The sequence below is a fragment of the Pseudomonas sp. B21-059 genome (genome assembly GCF_026016285.1).
In the GTDB taxonomy this organism is placed as follows: domain Bacteria; phylum Pseudomonadota; class Gammaproteobacteria; order Pseudomonadales; family Pseudomonadaceae; genus Aquipseudomonas; species Aquipseudomonas danubii.
This window is the reverse complement of the sequence record NZ_CP087201.1, coordinates 6,192,044-6,207,241: the sequence shown is the minus strand read 5'-3', so window position 1 is coordinate 6,207,241 and position 15,198 is coordinate 6,192,044. Positions and strand designations below refer to the sequence as shown.

The 15,198-nt window shown below is 63.6% G+C and carries 14 protein-coding genes; 5 read left to right on the top strand and 9 right to left on the bottom strand.

All coding sequences use genetic code 11. The features are described from left to right. Positions 1–12 precede the first annotated feature (12 nt). Both creD and LOY69_RS27650 read left to right on the top strand, forming a co-directional pair. Positions 13–1,389 carry a cell envelope integrity protein CreD gene (gene creD / locus LOY69_RS27655; RefSeq protein WP_102881074.1) on the top strand — a complete coding sequence of 459 codons (1,377 nt, stop codon included), beginning with the start codon at positions 13–15 and terminating at the stop codon, positions 1,387–1,389. Then, entirely contained in the window at positions 1,382–1,552 is a 171-nt protein-coding gene (locus tag LOY69_RS27650) for a hypothetical protein (protein ID WP_170002889.1), read from the top strand. Before creD ends, LOY69_RS27650 begins: the two co-directional genes overlap by 8 nt. Here the strand turns inward: LOY69_RS27650 and LOY69_RS27645 are convergent. Continuing rightward, positions 1,549–2,178: a glutathione S-transferase gene (locus LOY69_RS27645; protein ID WP_102881073.1), complete on the bottom strand. Its 630-nt coding sequence runs from the start codon at positions 2,176–2,178 to the stop codon at positions 1,549–1,551. The two genes, LOY69_RS27650 and LOY69_RS27645, sit on opposite strands and share 4 nt — an antisense overlap. Positions 2,179–2,288: 110 nt before the next feature. On the opposite strand from LOY69_RS27645, the gene LOY69_RS27640 reads away from it, so the two are divergent. Continuing rightward, positions 2,289–2,711: a hypothetical protein gene (locus LOY69_RS27640; RefSeq protein ID WP_253083998.1), complete on the top strand. Its 423-nt coding sequence runs from the start codon at positions 2,289–2,291 to the stop codon at positions 2,709–2,711. On the opposite strand, the gene LOY69_RS27635 is transcribed toward LOY69_RS27640, so the two are convergent. From LOY69_RS27635 to LOY69_RS27605, 7 genes are all read right to left on the bottom strand, one after another. Beyond that, positions 2,689–2,877, bottom strand: coding sequence for a hypothetical protein (locus LOY69_RS27635; protein WP_110594445.1), 189 nt, complete (start codon positions 2,875–2,877; stop codon positions 2,689–2,691). The genes LOY69_RS27640 and LOY69_RS27635 overlap by 23 nt on opposite strands. Then, entirely contained in the window at positions 2,874–3,995 is a 1,122-nt protein-coding gene (locus LOY69_RS27630; protein ID WP_265073867.1) for a PepSY-associated TM helix domain-containing protein, read from the bottom strand. Before LOY69_RS27630 ends, LOY69_RS27635 begins: the two co-directional genes overlap by 4 nt. A gap of 62 nt (positions 3,996–4,057) precedes the next feature. Then, complete coding sequence (locus LOY69_RS27625) at positions 4,058–6,517, bottom strand: TonB-dependent siderophore receptor (protein WP_102881070.1); 2,460 nt, start codon at positions 6,515–6,517, stop codon at positions 4,058–4,060. Positions 6,518–6,697: 180 nt separating this feature from the next. Next, positions 6,698–7,675, bottom strand: a complete 978-nt coding sequence (locus LOY69_RS27620; RefSeq protein ID WP_265073866.1) for a FecR domain-containing protein — start codon at positions 7,673–7,675, stop codon at positions 6,698–6,700. Beyond that, the gene (locus LOY69_RS27615; RefSeq protein ID WP_102861966.1) at positions 7,672–8,190 is read right to left on the bottom strand and encodes an RNA polymerase sigma factor; all 519 of its coding nucleotides are present in this window, start codon (positions 8,188–8,190) and stop codon (positions 7,672–7,674) included. The genes LOY69_RS27620 and LOY69_RS27615 overlap by 4 nt, the downstream gene beginning before the upstream one ends. A gap of 169 nt (positions 8,191–8,359) precedes the next feature. Continuing rightward, complete coding sequence (locus LOY69_RS27610; RefSeq protein ID WP_102861965.1) at positions 8,360–9,067, bottom strand: PolC-type DNA polymerase III; 708 nt, start codon at positions 9,065–9,067, stop codon at positions 8,360–8,362. A 10-nt stretch (positions 9,068–9,077) separates the two neighbouring features. Continuing rightward, the gene (locus LOY69_RS27605; protein ID WP_320110043.1) at positions 9,078–11,012 is read right to left on the bottom strand and encodes a putative nucleotidyltransferase substrate binding domain-containing protein; all 1,935 of its coding nucleotides are present in this window, start codon (positions 11,010–11,012) and stop codon (positions 9,078–9,080) included. Positions 11,013–11,270: 258 nt separating this feature from the next. Here LOY69_RS27605 and LOY69_RS27600 point away from each other — a divergent pair, with 258 nt between their 5' ends. Further along, on the top strand, positions 11,271–11,717 hold the full coding sequence (locus LOY69_RS27600) for a response regulator (RefSeq protein ID WP_102861963.1): 447 nt from the start codon (positions 11,271–11,273) through the stop codon (positions 11,715–11,717). A 76-nt stretch (positions 11,718–11,793) separates the two neighbouring features. Here LOY69_RS27600 and LOY69_RS27595 read toward each other — a convergent pair whose 3' ends face one another. After that, positions 11,794–13,971 carry a malate synthase G gene (locus tag LOY69_RS27595; RefSeq protein ID WP_265073865.1) on the bottom strand — a complete coding sequence of 726 codons (2,178 nt, stop codon included), beginning with the start codon at positions 13,969–13,971 and terminating at the stop codon, positions 11,794–11,796. 557 nt (positions 13,972–14,528) lie between these two features. On the opposite strand from LOY69_RS27595, the gene LOY69_RS27590 reads away from it, so the two are divergent. Next, complete coding sequence (locus LOY69_RS27590; protein WP_016964741.1) at positions 14,529–15,047, top strand: glycine cleavage system protein R; 519 nt, start codon at positions 14,529–14,531, stop codon at positions 15,045–15,047. The last annotated feature ends 151 nt before the right edge of the window (positions 15,048–15,198 follow it).

The window sequence follows — 15,198 nt, the reverse complement described above, 5'->3', positions numbered from 1 at the left end:
GGGGAGAGCCTCATGAACCGTAACCTGACCTTCAAACTCGGGGCCATTGGCCTGTTGATCCTGCTGTTGCTGATACCGCTGCTGATGATCAGCGGCCTGATCAGCGAGCGCCAGAGCCTGCGCGACGGCGTCCTCGAGGATATCGCCCGCAGCTCCAGCACCCAGCAGCAGATCAGCGGCCCGGTGATGGTGGTGGACTACCGCAAGACCGTGCGCACCTGGAAAACCGACGACAAGACCAAGAAGCGCTACCAGGAAACCAGCGAGCAACAGGGGCGGCTGTTTTTCCTGCCCGAGCATTTCGAGCTGGACAGCAAGGCCCAGACCGAGCTGCGTGCCCGGGGGATCTACGAGGCGCGGCTGTTCCACGCCGACAACCACCTCAGCGGCCATTTCGTCGTGCCCGAGCAGTACGGCATCAAGGAAGACTTTGCTGATTACCAGTTCGACCAGCCGTTCCTGGCGGTGGGTATCAGCGATATCCGCGGCATCGAAAACGCCCTGCAACTGCAGCTCAATGGCCAGACCCTGGACTTTGCCCCGGGCACTTTTGTCAGCTGGCTGGACGAAGGCGTGCACGTGCTGCTGCCGCCCCTGGATCTGAAGAAGAGCACCCGCCTGGACTTCGCCTTCGACCTGCGCCTGCAGGGCACCGGCCAGTTGCAGGTGCTGCCGGTGGGCAAGACCAGCAAGGTGCTGCTGACGGCCAACTGGCCTCACCCAAGCTTTGTCGGCAACTACCTGCCGGTGCAGCGTGAAGTCACCGAGCAGGGCTTTTCGGCGCTCTGGCAGACCTCGTTCTTCTCCACCAACCTGGAACAGGCCATGGAGCGCTGCGCCTACAGCAGCCAATGCCAGGACTTCAACAGCCGCAGCTTTGGCGTGAGCTTCATCGACCCGGTGGACCAGTACCTGAAAAGCGACCGGGCGATCAAATACGCGCTGCTGTTCATCGGCCTGACTTTTGCCGGCTTCTTTCTCTTCGAGGTGCTCAAGAGCCTGTCGGTGCACCCGATCCAGTACGGCCTGGTGGGCGTGGCACTGGCGTTCTTCTACCTGTTGCTGCTGTCGCTGTCGGAGCACCTGGGTTTCGAACTGGCCTACGGCGTGTCGGCTGCGGCCTGTGTCGGCTTGATCGGTTTCTATGTCAGCCATGTGCTGCACAGCTGGCGTAACGGCGCAGTGTTCGCGCTCTCGCTGGCGGCCTTGTACGGCTTGCTGTATGGCCTGCTCAGCGCCGAGGACTATGCGCTGCTGATGGGCTCGCTGTTGCTGTTCGGCCTGCTGGGCGTGTTCATGGTGCTGACCCGCAAGCTGGACTGGTATGGCCTGGGCCAGCGCAAGGAACCGGCCCCCCTGCAGTTCGACCTGGAGGCCATCCATGAGTAAGTCACTGGGCTTGCGTGAGGACCAGCGTCAGCGCGAGCGCCTGACGCAGCGGATTGGCCAGTTGTTTCCACCGGAGGCGTGGTGGCGGGTGCGCCAGCAAGCTGCTCCCCGTGCTACAGGAGCCGGCTTGCCGGCGAACAGGGCCGAGCGCCTGACCGATTAGGCCGGCGGTCGGGTCTCGAGCATCGACGGCCGCTGACTGACCTCGAAGTACCAGGCCGCGAGCCCGGGCTGTTGCTGGCGCCACTCCAGGTCTGGATGGCGGAAGTCCAGGTAAGCCAGGGCACAGGCGACGCTGATGGCGGCCACGTCGAAGTGGCTGGCCAGCTCGGCCAGCGCCTCGGTCTCAAGCACTGCCAGGGCCCGTCGGATCTTGTCGCGCTGGCCTTCGAGCCACGGCGCCCAGTGGTGTTCCGGTGGCCGCAGGGTCAGCTCGTAACGCACCAGCACTGCCGCCTCCAGGATCCCGTCGGCCAGGGCCGCCAGGGTCAGGCGCCGCCAGCGGGCCGAACCCTCTTGGGGAATCAGTGGGTTGCCGACATGTTGCTGGTCCAGGTACTCGAGGATCACCCGACTGTCGTAGAGCACCTGGCCGTTGGCCAGGCGCAGGGCTGGAATCTTGCCCAGGGGGTTGTCCTGGTTCAGCGCGTTGTCCGGGTTTACCGGGGTCAGTTGGCAGGCTTGCAGGGCCACACGGTCGAGCTGCCCGGTTTCGTGCAGCAGCACCATGATTTTGCGTACGTAAGGTGATGCCCGGTTGTGGAACAGCGTCATGCTTGGGGTAGACATGAATATTCCTCGCGGTTGGGAACGGAGCACAGGCTCGCGGCCCGAGGATCTTAGCGCAGCCTGTGGCACTGGCCACAGGGGCGGCACAAGGGACAGACAAGGAGCGATGAATGCGCAGGTCCTATCTTTTGCACGGGCTGTACAGTCTGGCCCTGACCCTGTTGGGTGGGCTGGCGGTGTACCTGGCCCTGCAGTATGAGTTCCGCCGCAAGGGCGAGGGTGAGCCCGAGCTGATCATGGCGTTTGCCTACATGGCCTGGTACTGGGCGCTGCCGGCGCTGGCCCTGCCCGCCCTGGTGTGCGGGCTGCTGGGCCTGCGTGGCCCAGAGCCGGTGACCCGGCCCTGGCGCTGGAGCCTGGCGGCGAGCTATGTGCCGCTGCTGGGGCTGGCGCTGTTTTGCGTACTGGTCGCGGCTGAGGCGCTGCTGGAAAACCGCGTGTTCATTCCGGTGCTGCTGATCAGCCTGGGGCTGTCGGTTTATCTGTGGCGCGGTTTCCCCTCGGCTGCCGTCAAGCCGCTCGCCCGCGCCTGAACAAGCCCCGCAGGGCGATCAGCGCCGGCAGGCCCAGGCCGAGCCAGCTCAGGCTGTCCCAGATCCCATCCCCCAGCAGCGCCGCGAACAGGCCGCCGGCGCTGAGCAGGGCCAGGGCCAGCGGCGCCCTGAAGACTTTCCAGAAGTTCGATTGCCGGGGCTTCATGGGCGCACCTGCGCAACCGACTTCGCAGCACGCCGCCGGACTGTCCACAGGTACAGGCCACTGCCCAGGACAATGATGGTCAGCCCATCCATGGTTGCCCACAGCACCTTCATCGGCATGCCGCCGTAGTCACCGAAGTGCAGTGGCTGGGACATGCCCATGGCATCCATGTACCAGGGGCGCGTGCCCACGGCGGTGACCTGCAGGGTGCTGGCGTCGATCAGCACCGGGGTCAGCAGGTGCGAAGTCAGGTGGCTGCTGCCCTTGAGGAACACCGCGTAGTGGTGCTCGCTGGAGAAGCGCGTGCCGGGGAAGGCAATGAAGTCCGGCTGCATGCCTGGGGCGGCTTCCCGGGCGATGTCCAGCAGGCGGCTGGCGGGAGCCAGCGCGGTCAGGGGCGGGGCGTCGCGGTAGGGCGCGACCATGGCGCTGAGGCTGTCGTTGCGCCAGGCGGCGATGATCAGGTCGGCGCAGGCGCTGATGACCCCGGTCACTCCCACCACCAGGGCCCAGGTCAGGGTGACCACGCCAATCAGGTTGTGCAGGTCGAGCCAGCGCAGGCGGCTGGATTTGTCCTGGCGCACGCTGGCGAATTTCAAGCGGCGCATGAACGGCAGGTACAGCACCGTGCCGGAGATGATCGCCAGTACAAATAGCAGGCCCATGAAGGCCAGCAGCAGTTTGCCCGGCAGCCCGGCGAACATATCCACATGCAGGCGCAGCATGACCATCATCAGCCCGCCGTTGGCAGAAGGCATGGCCACGGCTTCGCCGGTGCGGGCGTCGAGCATGAAGGTGTGGGAGGAATTGGGCTCGGTGCCGGCGGTCTTGGCCATGATCGCCATCACACCGTTGGGCTCGTCTTCGTCCCAGCCGAAGTACTGCATGACTTCCCCCGGGCGGTGAGCTTCGGCGGCCTTGACCAGCTGTTGCAGGTCCAGGTGCGGGGCGTCGGCGGGCATCTCCCGCAGTTCGGGGGAATCCCCCAGCAGGTGGTCGATCTCGTGATGGAAGATCAGCGGCAGGCCGGTGAGCGCCAGCATCAGCAGGAACACCGTGCAGATCAGGCTGGTCCAGGTGTGGATAAAGGACCAGCGGCGGATTGTCTTGCTTTTCATCAAGGCTCCAACAGGCAAAAGGGCCGCGGTTCAGGCGGCCCTTGGGTGAGGGATTTCCCTTCTTAGAATTTGTAATTCACGCTGGCCATGACATTGCGACGGTCGCCGTAGTAGCAGTAGGTGCCGTCGCAGGTCGACATGTATTCCTTGTCAAATACGTTGTTGGCGTTGAGTGCCACGCTGGCACCCTTGAGCGAGTTGTCCAGGCGGCCGAGGTCGTAATGCACCGCTGCGTCATAGACGGTATAGGCCGCGGTATCACCGTCGGATTTGCGGGCCACATAGGCCAGGTTGCCTGCCGGAACGTTGTTGGTCTCGCCGATGTAGCGGGCTCCGAAGCCTACGCCGAAACCGTCCAGCAGCCCGTTGTGCCAGGTGTAGTCGGCCCAGATCGAGGCCTGGTTTTCCGGGGTCAATGGCAGCGGCCGGTTCTTGTCCTGAGGGTCGCCGACCTTGGTCATCTTGCTGTTGGCGTAGGTATAGGCGGCCGTCAGCTTGAGGTTCTCATTGACGTTGCCCACCGCTTCCAGCTCGAAGCCGCGGACCTTGGCCTCACCCAGTGGACGGCTGACGCCCAGGCTGTCGGTGAGGACGATGTTCTGCCGGGTCAGGTCGTATACCGCGGCAGTGAACAGCATGTCGCTGCCCGGAGGCTGGTACTTGAGGCCCAGTTCGTACTGCTTGCCGGTGCTGGGTTCGAAGGCCTGGCCTTTGGCGTTGCCGCCGGGCTCGGCCTGGAAGGATTCGGCGTAGGAAATGTAGGGGGTAAAGCCGGAGTCGAAGACGTAGCTGAGGGCTGCGTTGCCGGTGAAGGCGTGATCGTCCCGCTCGTCATGGGGCTTGTTGGCGATGTTGTAGAACCTGGAGTCGGTGTGCAGCCAGTCCTGGCGCCCGCCCAGGGTCAGGCGCCAGTTGTCCAGGGCCATCTGGTCCTGGACGTAGAGCCCGGTGCCCTGGCGCTTCTGGTTGTAGTCGTTGTAGGCAAAGTAGGCGACTTTGCTGAAGTCCTGTCCGTAGATCGGGTTGATGATGTTGCTGGTAGGCGCTTCACCGTAGAGCCACTTGTAGTTGGTGTTGACGCGCTGGTGATCCAGGCCCAGCAACAGGGTGTGCTTGAGCTCGCCGGTGTTGAAGTCGGCCTGGAAGTTGTTGTCCACGGCGAACTGGCTGATGTCCTCGTTGACGATGTTGGCGCCACGGCGCACGGTGCCGTCGGCACTCACTGCCTGGTCGGGCTTGTTGGGCCAGTAGCTGCCGCCGGCGGTGATGCCCTGGAACGACAGGTCGCTCTTGGTGTACCGCAGGTTCTGGCGGAACTGCCAGACGTCATCCAGGCGATGCTCAAAGGCATAACCCAGTGCGTAGTAAGTCTTGTCGTAGTATTCCCAGCTCGGGTCGCCGAGGTTCTTGTGGTACTTGATCTCGCCGGCCGGGCTCGCCAGCTTGGTGCCCTGCAACGGCAGGAACTGGCTGGTGATGCCGGTATCGTCGCGGTTGAACTGGCTGAGGAAGGTCAGCTTGGTGTCTTCGTCGATATTCCAGGTCAGGCTGGGGGCCAGGTTGTAGCGCTTGTCCTGGTTGTGCTCGATAGCAGTGTTGCTGTCGCGGACCACGCCGCTGACGCGATACAGGAAGCGCCCTTCGTCATCGATGGGGCCGGTGCTGTCGAAGCTGATCTGCTTGCGCTGGTAGCTGCCGATCTGCAGTTGCACTTCGTGGCTGCTGCTGTCCTCCGGACGGCGGCTGACCATGTCCAGCAAGCCCCCGGGTGGTGTCTGGCCATAGACCGAAGACGCCGGGCCGCGAAGCAGGGCTACGCGCTCCAGGTCCCAGGTTTCCAGCTTGGGCATGGCGTAGGTGCCTTTGGGCAAGGGCAGGCCATCGAGAAACTGGGTGGGTTCGAAGCCTCGCACCTTCAGCCATTCGGCACGGCTGTCGCTGCCATAGCTACTGGCGGTGACACCGGGCATGTAGCGCACGGCATCGTCGAGGTTCTGCACCGCCCGGTCGCTCATCTGCTCACGGGTAGCCACTGAGATGGAGCGGGGCACTTCGCGCAGCTCGGTATCGGTCTTGGTGCCGACGGCCGTACGTTTGGCCATGTAACCCTCGACCGGCCCCCAGGCCGTTTCATAACTGCCCTGGCCAGTGATATTGGTTTCCGGCAAGGTCACCACGCCTTCCGGTGCCGCCACCAGGCTGTAGGTGCCGGCGCTGCTGTGCTCCAGTTGCAAGCCGGTGCCGCGCAGGGCTTCGCGCAAGGCGCCCGGGGCGTCGAACTGGCCATTGACTGGAGCCGAGGTCTTGCCCGCCGCCAGGGACGGATTCAGGCTCAGGGCCAGGCCAGCCTGACTGGCAATCTGGTTCAGGGTGCTGGCCAGGGGCGCTGCTGGCAGGTTGTAGGCGCGCACGCTGCTGGCCTGTTCGGCGGCCATCAGCGCTGGGCTGGTCAGGGGGGCGCTGAGCGCGATGGCAACGGCCAAGAGACTGGGGCGCAACAGAGTGTCTAGCGGGCGGTACATACGGCGGCTCCTGAATGGAAATGTTTCGCAATTGCCTAGGTGCCGGACGAGATTGGAAAAGTGATAGGGCAGATTGAAAATAATTTAGATTTAGATTGATTGAGGTTAATTCGCTGGCAAGCCCGCTCCTACGGGATCGGTGTAGGAGCGGGCTTGCTGGCGAAGGCCACGACACCGATCTCAGCGTTTGGCGTCGTCCCTGGCCACCACCGTCACCCACCAGTCGGTGTGCCGCTCGATCTTCACGGGCAGGGTCGGCAGCAGGGCATTGAGGGCCAGGTCGGTGTCCTGCAACGGGAAGCTGCCGGTGATCCGCAGGTCGGCCACTTCCGGTGCCACGCCCAGGTGGCCGCGGCGATAACGGCCCAGCTCATCGATCAGGTCACCGAGGCGGGCGTTGTCCACCACCAACATGCCTCGGGTCCAGGCATCGGCGCCCAGGTTCAGCGCCTGCAGCGGCCCGAGACCGTCGCGGCGCATCAGCACTTGCTGGCCTTCCTTGAAGACGTGTTCGTCCTGGCCGGCTTGCGCTCGCGCCGCCACCGCCGATTGCAGCACGCCGAGGCGGGTGCCCTGGTCTTCACGCTTGACCAGGAAGCGCGTACCCAGGGCGCGCATCCGGCCGTCGCGGGTTTCGACGATGAAGGGGCGACTGTCGTTGTGCCCGGTCTCGATGAGGATCTCGCCTTCCTGGAGAACGATCCGGCGCTGCTTCTCATCGAAGTGCACATCCAGCGCACTGTGGGTATTGAGGTTGATCACCGTGCCGTCTGTCAGGCGCAGGGTGCGCTGCTCACCGGTGGCGGTGCGCTGGTCGGCCAGCCAGTAGTCCACCGGCAGGTAGCGCTCGCCGGCAAACAGCGCCAGCCCCGCCACCAGCACCACGCTGGCGACTCCGCGTCCCAGTTTGCGCACGCGCCGGCGCAGGCCTTCGCGAGATTGCACCAAGGCATTGCGCGCCGGGCCGGCCGCCACGCTAAAGCGCTGGTCGAGCATGCCCAACTGGCGCCAGGCGCGGGCGTGTTCTTCATGGGCGGCATGCCATTTGGCGAACTCTTCGCGCTCCACGGCACTGGCGCCGCCGTCCAGGGACAGTTGCCAGGCAATGGCGGCATCCAGCACCCGGGCGGACACCGGCTTGGAGCTGATGGGAGTCATACCGGCTCCCCGTACAGGGCGATGTAGCACTGGCGGATGCCCTGGGCCAGGTACTGACGTACCCGTGGCACCGAGACTCCAAGACGCTCGGCGATCTCGGCGTGGCTCAGGCCGTCGAGGCGGTTATAGAGGAAGGCCATGCGCGCCTTGCTGGAGAGTTTGCCCAACAGGCGGTCGATGGCCTTGAGGTCTTCGAGGATCATCTGCTGCTCTTCCGGCGACGGTTGTTCGCCTTCGGGGATCAGCATCAGTTCGCTGAGGTAGGCCTGTTCCAGGGCGGCGCGGCGGAAGTAGTCGAACAGCAGGCCTTTGGCGATGGCCACCAGAAAGGCCCTGGGTTCCCGTGGAGCCTTGAGTTCGTCGCGACCCAGCAGGCGCACGAAGGTGTCCTGGCTCAGGTCCTCGGCCCGTTGGGCGCAGGCAACGTTGCGCCGCAGCCAGGCCAATAGCCAACGGCGATGGTCGCGATACAACGCACCAACCAGCTCATTGTGGGGGCTTTGGACTGACGACAACGGGGCTCACCGATCGAGAAGTTTAAAATAACGAGAACTATTCGCGATTGTGGCAGAGGCGAAACACAGGCGCAATTGGCGCTGGTCGGCTGCTCTTTCCCGAGGGTTGAACGCTTTTTTCTGATGTGGCGAGGGAGCCTGTGCCCTCGCTACGGTCAATTGCCGCGGATCAGAACGAGTGTGCCTGCTGGCGGCGTTTCCATTGGCTGAGGCGCTGTTGCAGGTTCAGCGGGCTGTCAATCTGCTGCTGGCGGGCACGGTTGAACAGGATCAGTGCCAGCTCTGCCGTGGCCAGGGCGTCGGCTGCTGCGTGGTGACGCTCGGCCACTTGCAGCTTGAACACGTTGATCCAGTCATCCAGGCCGGCCTCACGGAAAGCGGCCTGGGGACAGAGCATGGGCGCCATGTCCGCCACGTCGAGGAAACTGTGCTGCAGGCGATAGCCCAGGCTGTCCTTGAGTGCCCGACCGAGCATGTGCTGGTCGAAGGGGGCATGAAACGCCAGGAGCGGGCTGTCACCGACGAACTCCATGAAGTCCAGCAGGGCCTCCACCGGATCGCAGCCGGCGGCGATGGCGCTGGGCCCCAGGCCATGGATCAGCACGCTGGGGCTGAGCTTGTGGCCTTCGCGCTGCAGGGTGCGTTCGAACTGCTGGCTGAAGTCGATGGCGCCGTCCTCGATCACCACCGCGCCGATGGACAGCACCTGATCGCGGTTGAGGTTGAGGCCGGTGGTTTCCAGGTCCACCACCACCCAGCGTTGCTCTCGCAGGCTGCACTCACCCAGCTCGGTGAACGCGGGCAGGCGGTCGCGGCGTTGTTGCTGTTGGGCCGTCAGGACGCTGACGGCGGGACGGAACCAGGCAAACAGGCTCATGACGGATAGCTCATAACTGGTAGCGCAGGGCCAGGCTGCTTTGCAGGCGCTGGGCCTGGCGCAGGGACTCGCGCAGGATGCGTCGGTCCAGGTGATTGAGGTTGTCGGGGTCGACCCGATTGGAATAGGGCTGGTTCTCCCGGGTCTGGCGTTGATGTTGCTGCATACGGGTCTGCTGGATGAAGTGGTAGGCCTCTTCATAAGCGGCGCCGTCCAGGGGCTCGATGACCTGCTTGGACACCAGCTGGCGCAGACGCTCCAGGGTGTTGATGGCGCCGATGCCGTTGGCCAGGGCCAGCAGCCGGGCGCCATCGACGAAGGGGGTGAGGCCCTGGACCTTGAGGTCGAGGGTGGCTTTTTCGCCGTTCTTTTTGGCCAGGACGAATTCGCGGAAGCGGCCCACGGGCGGGCGCTGGCGCAAGGCGTTTTCGGCCAGCATGCGCTGGAACAGACGGTTGTCGCCCACTTGGTCGAGGATTCCCCGACGCAGTTGTTCGGCGCCTTGTTCATCGCCCCAGACCACCCGCAGATCGAAATAGATGCTCGAACCCAGCAGGTTTTCCGGCGTTGCCTCGCGGATGAAGGCGGCAAAGCGTCGGGCCCATTCGGCGCGGGACAGGCACAGCTCGGGGTTGCCGGCCATGATGTTGCCCTTGCACAGGGTAAAGCCGCACAGCGCCAGGCTCTGGTTGATCTGCTGGGCGATGGGCAGCAGCTTGCCGCGGATCTCGGCGGCGTGGGCCGCGTCCCGGGCCTCGAACAGGATGCCGTTGTCCTGGTCGGTGTGCAGGGTCTGTTCGCGCCGGCCTTCGCTGCCGAAGCACAGCCAGCTGAAGGGCACGCCGGGGTCGCCCTTGTCTGCCAGGGTCAACTCGATCACCCGGCATACGGTGTGATCGTTGAGCAGGGTGATGATGTGGGTGATCTGGGTCGACGACGCACCGTGGGCCAGCATGCGCTCCACCAGTTGGCCGATCTCGCCTCGCAGCGCCACCAGGTGTTCCACCCGGGGAGCATTGCGGATGGTTCGCGCCAGGTGCACCAGATCGACCCGTTGCAGGGAAAACAGGTCGCGCTCGGAGACCACGCCGCACAGGCGCTGGTCTTTCACCAGGCAGACGTGGGCGATATGGCGCTCGGTCATGGCGATGGCGGCGTCGAAGGCACTGTGGTCCGGGCTGAGGAAGAAAGGGGCCTGGGTCATGTGCTGTTCGATGGGCTGGTTGAGGTCCTGGGTGCGGTCGGCGACGACCTGGCGCAGGTCCCTCAGGGTGAAGATCCCCAGGGGCGCCTTGTGCTCGTCCACCACCACAATGCTGCCCACTTGTTGCTCATGCATCAGCGCCACGGCCTCACGCAGCGGCATCTGTGGGGCGCAGGCGACCGGATGACGCATGGCCAGTTCGCCCAGGCGGGTGTTCAGCGAGTATTGGGTGCCAAGGGTTTCCACGGCCTTTTGCTTGACCTGCTGATTGACCTGATCCAGCAGGCTGCTGACTCCGCGCAAGGCGAAATCGCGGAACTCGTCGGACAAGGCGAAGAGTTTGATGAAGGCGCTCTTGTTCAATTGCAGGCAGAAGGTGTCTTCGGCGGCCCGGTGTTCGGTGCGGGTGGCGCGTTCGCCCAGCAGTGCAGCCAGGGGAAAACATTCGCCAGTGGTGATCTCGAAGGTGGTTTCGGTGCTGCCCTTGGCGGCGTGGGTGCGTTCGCCCACCACGCGCCCCTGCTTGACGATATAGAAGTGCTCAACCGGGCCGTCGGCGGGCTTGATGATGCTCTCGCCGGGCCCGTAGAAACGCAGCTGGCATTGTTCTACCAGATAGGCCAGGTGGAGGTTTTCCATCTGGTTGAAGGGCGGGAACCGCTGCAGGAACTGCACGGTCCCCTGGATGTTCTGCAACACCGCGGTCTTCCCTGCCTGGGTGAAGGCGTCCGCTTTACTCATAACGATTACCGCAGTCTTTTTGGATTTGTTGTGGTCGGATCACGGCAATGGTCGGACTCCCAGCGCGAGGTGCCCATTGGACGTAAGTCTAGGTAGCGGCCGGAGCCCGGACATTTGGCTTTGAGCGGCGTTTAATCAATGCAAAAAAGCTCTGATCAAGGCTCTTGGCAATTTTTCCGACGAAGTGCACATTGGAGGTCTGCTTAGCGATGTCTGACCAATGTGCTAGGGGATTGATCTGTTCATGTAGAGAAATGTATGCCCGACCACGATATTTTGAGTGACGCCGAGCGCGAGGCGCTGAGTGCAGTCATGCTGGAGCCGGATCTGCCGGCCCAGCGGGTGCTGATCGCCGATGACGACAAGGATGCACGGGAGCTGCTGGCGGAAATTCTTGGCCTGGATGGTATCCGTTGCATCACGGCTGCCAGCGGCAAGGCCGCTCTTGAATTACTCGAATCGAACAAGTCCATCGGCCTGCTGATCACCGATCTGCGCATGGCGCCCTGCAGTGGTCTTGACCTGATTCGCCAGGTGCGGGAATCGGAACGGGCGGCGCTGCCGATCATCATCATTTCCGGTGACGCCGATGTGCGCGACGCCATCGCTGCCATGCACTTGAGCGTGGTGGACTTCCTGCTCAAACCCATCGACACCGGCAAGTTGCTGGCCCTGGTCAAACACGAACTGGGTGTCATTCACTGAGCTGCAAGCGCCGAGCCAGGGCGACACACTAAAAAGCCCCGGCGGACCGGGGCTTTTTGTCTGTTGCCAGGCGTGCTTACAGGCCGTTCTTGGCCTTGAACTCGCGACGACGACGGTGCAAGACCGGCTCGGTGTAGCCGTTAGGCTGCTTGGTGCCTTCGATCACCAGCTCCAGGGCGGCCTGGAAGGCGATGTTGCTGTCGAAGTCCGGAGCCAGCGGGCGGTACAGCGGGTCACTGGCGTTCTGCCGGTCGACCACCGGGGCCATGCGCTTGAGGCTTTCCAGCACCTGCGCCTGGGTGACCACACCGTGGCGCAGCCAGTTGGCGATGTGCTGGCTGGAGATGCGCAGGGTGGCGCGGTCTTCCATCAGGCCAACGTCGTTGATGTCCGGCACTTTCGAGCAACCCACGCCCTGGTCGATCCAGCGCACCACGTAACCGAGAATGCCCTGGGCGTTGTTGTCCAGTTCGTTCTTGATCTGCTCGGCCGACCAGTTGGTGTCGCTGGCCAGAGGGATGGTCAGGATGTCGTCCACCGAAGCGCGGGTGCGCTTGGCCAGTTCGGCCTGGCGGGCGAACACGTCGACCTTGTGGTAGTGCAGTACGTGCAGGGCGGCAGCGGTCGGCGACGGCACCCAGGCGGTGTTGGCACCGGCCAGCGGGTGGGCGATTTTCTGTTCGAGCATGGCGGCCATCAGGTCCGGCATGGCCCACATGCCCTTGCCGATCTGCGCACGGCCCTGCAGGCCGGTGGACAGGCCGATATCGACGTTCCAGTTCTCGTAGGCGCCGATCCATTTCTCGGCCTTCATGTCGGCCTTGCGCACCATGGCGCCGGCTTCCATGGAGGTGTGGATCTCGTCGCCGGTGCGGTCGAGGAAGCCGGTGTTGATGAACACCACGCGCTCGCTGGCCGCCTTGATGCAGGCCTTGAGGTTGACCGTGGTGCGGCGCTCCTCGTCCATGATCCCGACTTTCAGGGTGTTGCGCGGCAGGTTCAGTACGTCTTCGATGCGGCCGAACAGTTCGTTGGTGAACGCGGCTTCTTCAGGGCCGTGCATCTTCGGCTTGACGATGTACACCGAGCCGGTGCGGCTGTTCTTGCGCGAGGTGTTGCCGTTAAGGTTGTGGATCGCCGCGAGGCTGGTGACCAGGCCGTCGAGGATGCCTTCCGGCACTTCGTTGCCATGCTTGTCGAGGATCGCGTCGATGGTCATCAGGTGGCCGACGTTACGCACGAACAGCAGCGAACGGCCGTGCAGCTTCACCGGCTCACCGTTGACGCCGGTGTACTCGCGGTCGGCATTCATGGTGCGGGTAAAGGACTTGCCGCCCTTGGAAACCTCTTCCGCCAGGTCGCCCTTCATCAGGCCGAGCCAGTTGCGGTAGATCACCACCTTGTCGTCGGCATCAACCGCGGCAACCGAGTCTTCGCAGTCCATGATGGTGGTCGGGGCCGCTTCCATCAGCAGGTCCTTGACCCCGGCGGCGTCGGTCTGGCCGACCGGGCTGGTGGCATCGATCTGGATCTCGAAGTGCAGGCCGTTGTGCTTGAGCAGGATCGCGGTGGGGGCTGCGGCATCGCCCTGGTAGCCGATCAGTTGGGCATCGTTGCGCAGGCCGCTGTTGCTGCCGCCCTTGAGACCCACCACCAGCTTGCCGCCGACGATCTTGTAGCTCACGGAGTCCACGTGGGAGCCGGCGGTCAGTGGCGCCGATTCATCGAGGAAGGCGCGGGCGAAGGCGATGACCTTGTCGCCGCGAACCTTGTTGTAGCCTTTGCCTTTTTCCGCGCCATCGGCTTCGCTGATGGCGTCGGTGCCGTACAGGGCGTCGTATAGCGAACCCCAGCGGGCGTTGGAAGCGTTGAGGGCGAAGCGCGCGTTCATCACCGGCACTACCAGCTGCGGGCCGGCCATGTGGGCGATTTCTTCATCGACGTTCTGGGTGGTGGCCTGGAAGTCAGCCGCTTCTGGCAGCAGGTAGCCGATGTCTTGCAGGAAGGCTTTGTAGGCCACGGCATCGTGTGCCTGGCCGGCACGGGACTGGTGCCAGGCATCGATCCGCGCCTGGAAATCATCGCGTTTGGCGAGTAGGGCTTTGTTCTTCGGCGCCAGGTCGTGGATGACCTTGTCGGCACCGGCCCAGAATGCGTCGGCGGTGAGGCCGGTACCGGGAATGGCTTCGTTGTTCACGAAGTCGAACAGGACTCTGGCGACCTGCAGGCCACCGACTTGAACGTGTTCAGTCATTGCTTGCCTCACTCTGCTCAGCTATTTCGCTTTTCAGCTCTTCAAATTAACAATGAAGCCGGCGGCCATTTAAAGCACAACCCTGTTCACCAGTACATGCCATTGCTGGCGGCTGGGTGCTTCCAATCAACGGCAGAGCCTTGCTGATGGGCGGTTGCGAGGGTTGCGATCAGGCCTTGGCAGACATCGTTCCAACGTTATGTAGTGCGCGCTGCGGCATACTACATGATGAATTGCGCTTGTGAAAATTAGACTAAATACGTCGTTCCGCGACTTAAGAATGCAGTGCGGTCACGCTGGGGAACGTGATGTTCTCAAAAAAGCTGGTGGATTGTTCCATATAAATACAAAAAGTTGTACACGATTTATGTTTTGCCCTGCGCGCCCTCGTAGGAGCCGGATTGCCGGCGAATGGGCCTTCGGGGGGGGGGCGTCGGCCTTGCGGGCACTTTCGCTGGCAAGCCAGCGCCTACACAAGCTGCTGCGATATGGGCTGGAAGGCGCGGGGAATGAGGCTGCCTATAATTGCTCTTTCATCAAGCAAAGAGGGCTGCGCCATGGACCATCTCGTTCTCACGGTTTTCGCCCCGGACAAGGCCGGACAGGTCGAGCGTATTGCCCAGTGCATCGCCGAGCACGGCGGCAACTGGCTGGAAAGCCGTCTGTCGCGCATGGCGGGGCAGTTTGCCGGCATCTTGCGGGTCGGGGTCCCGGCCGAGGCCTACGATGAGCTGGTGGATGCCTTGCAGGGGCTCTCCGCCCAGGGCATCCGGGTATTGATCGCCGAAAGCGGCATCGAACAGTCCTGCACCTGGAAACCCATCGCCATGGAGCTGGTGGGCAATGATCGTCCGGGAATCGTCCGGGATATCACCCGCTTGCTGGCGGAGCAGGGGGTCAACCTTGAACGGCTGGTGACCGAGGTGCGCCCAGCGCCCATGAGCAGCGAGCCGTTGTTTCATGCCGAGGCGATTCTGGCGGTGCCCCTGACGTTGTCCCTGGAGGTATTGCAGTCGCGCCTGGAAACCCTGGCCGACGATCTGATGGTGGAGTTGGTGCTGCGCAGCGAGGTCTGAACACCGTCCCGCAGGTTATCCCAGTAATCCGTGCATGCGCCTGTGGATAACCTGTAGAGACCCGTCGCCAGCCCAGTACCGCCGCGGCTTAGCGCGCTCTGATCAAAAAACCAGCAGTTTCAAGGGCTTGTGCACAAACGGCGGGGATCAG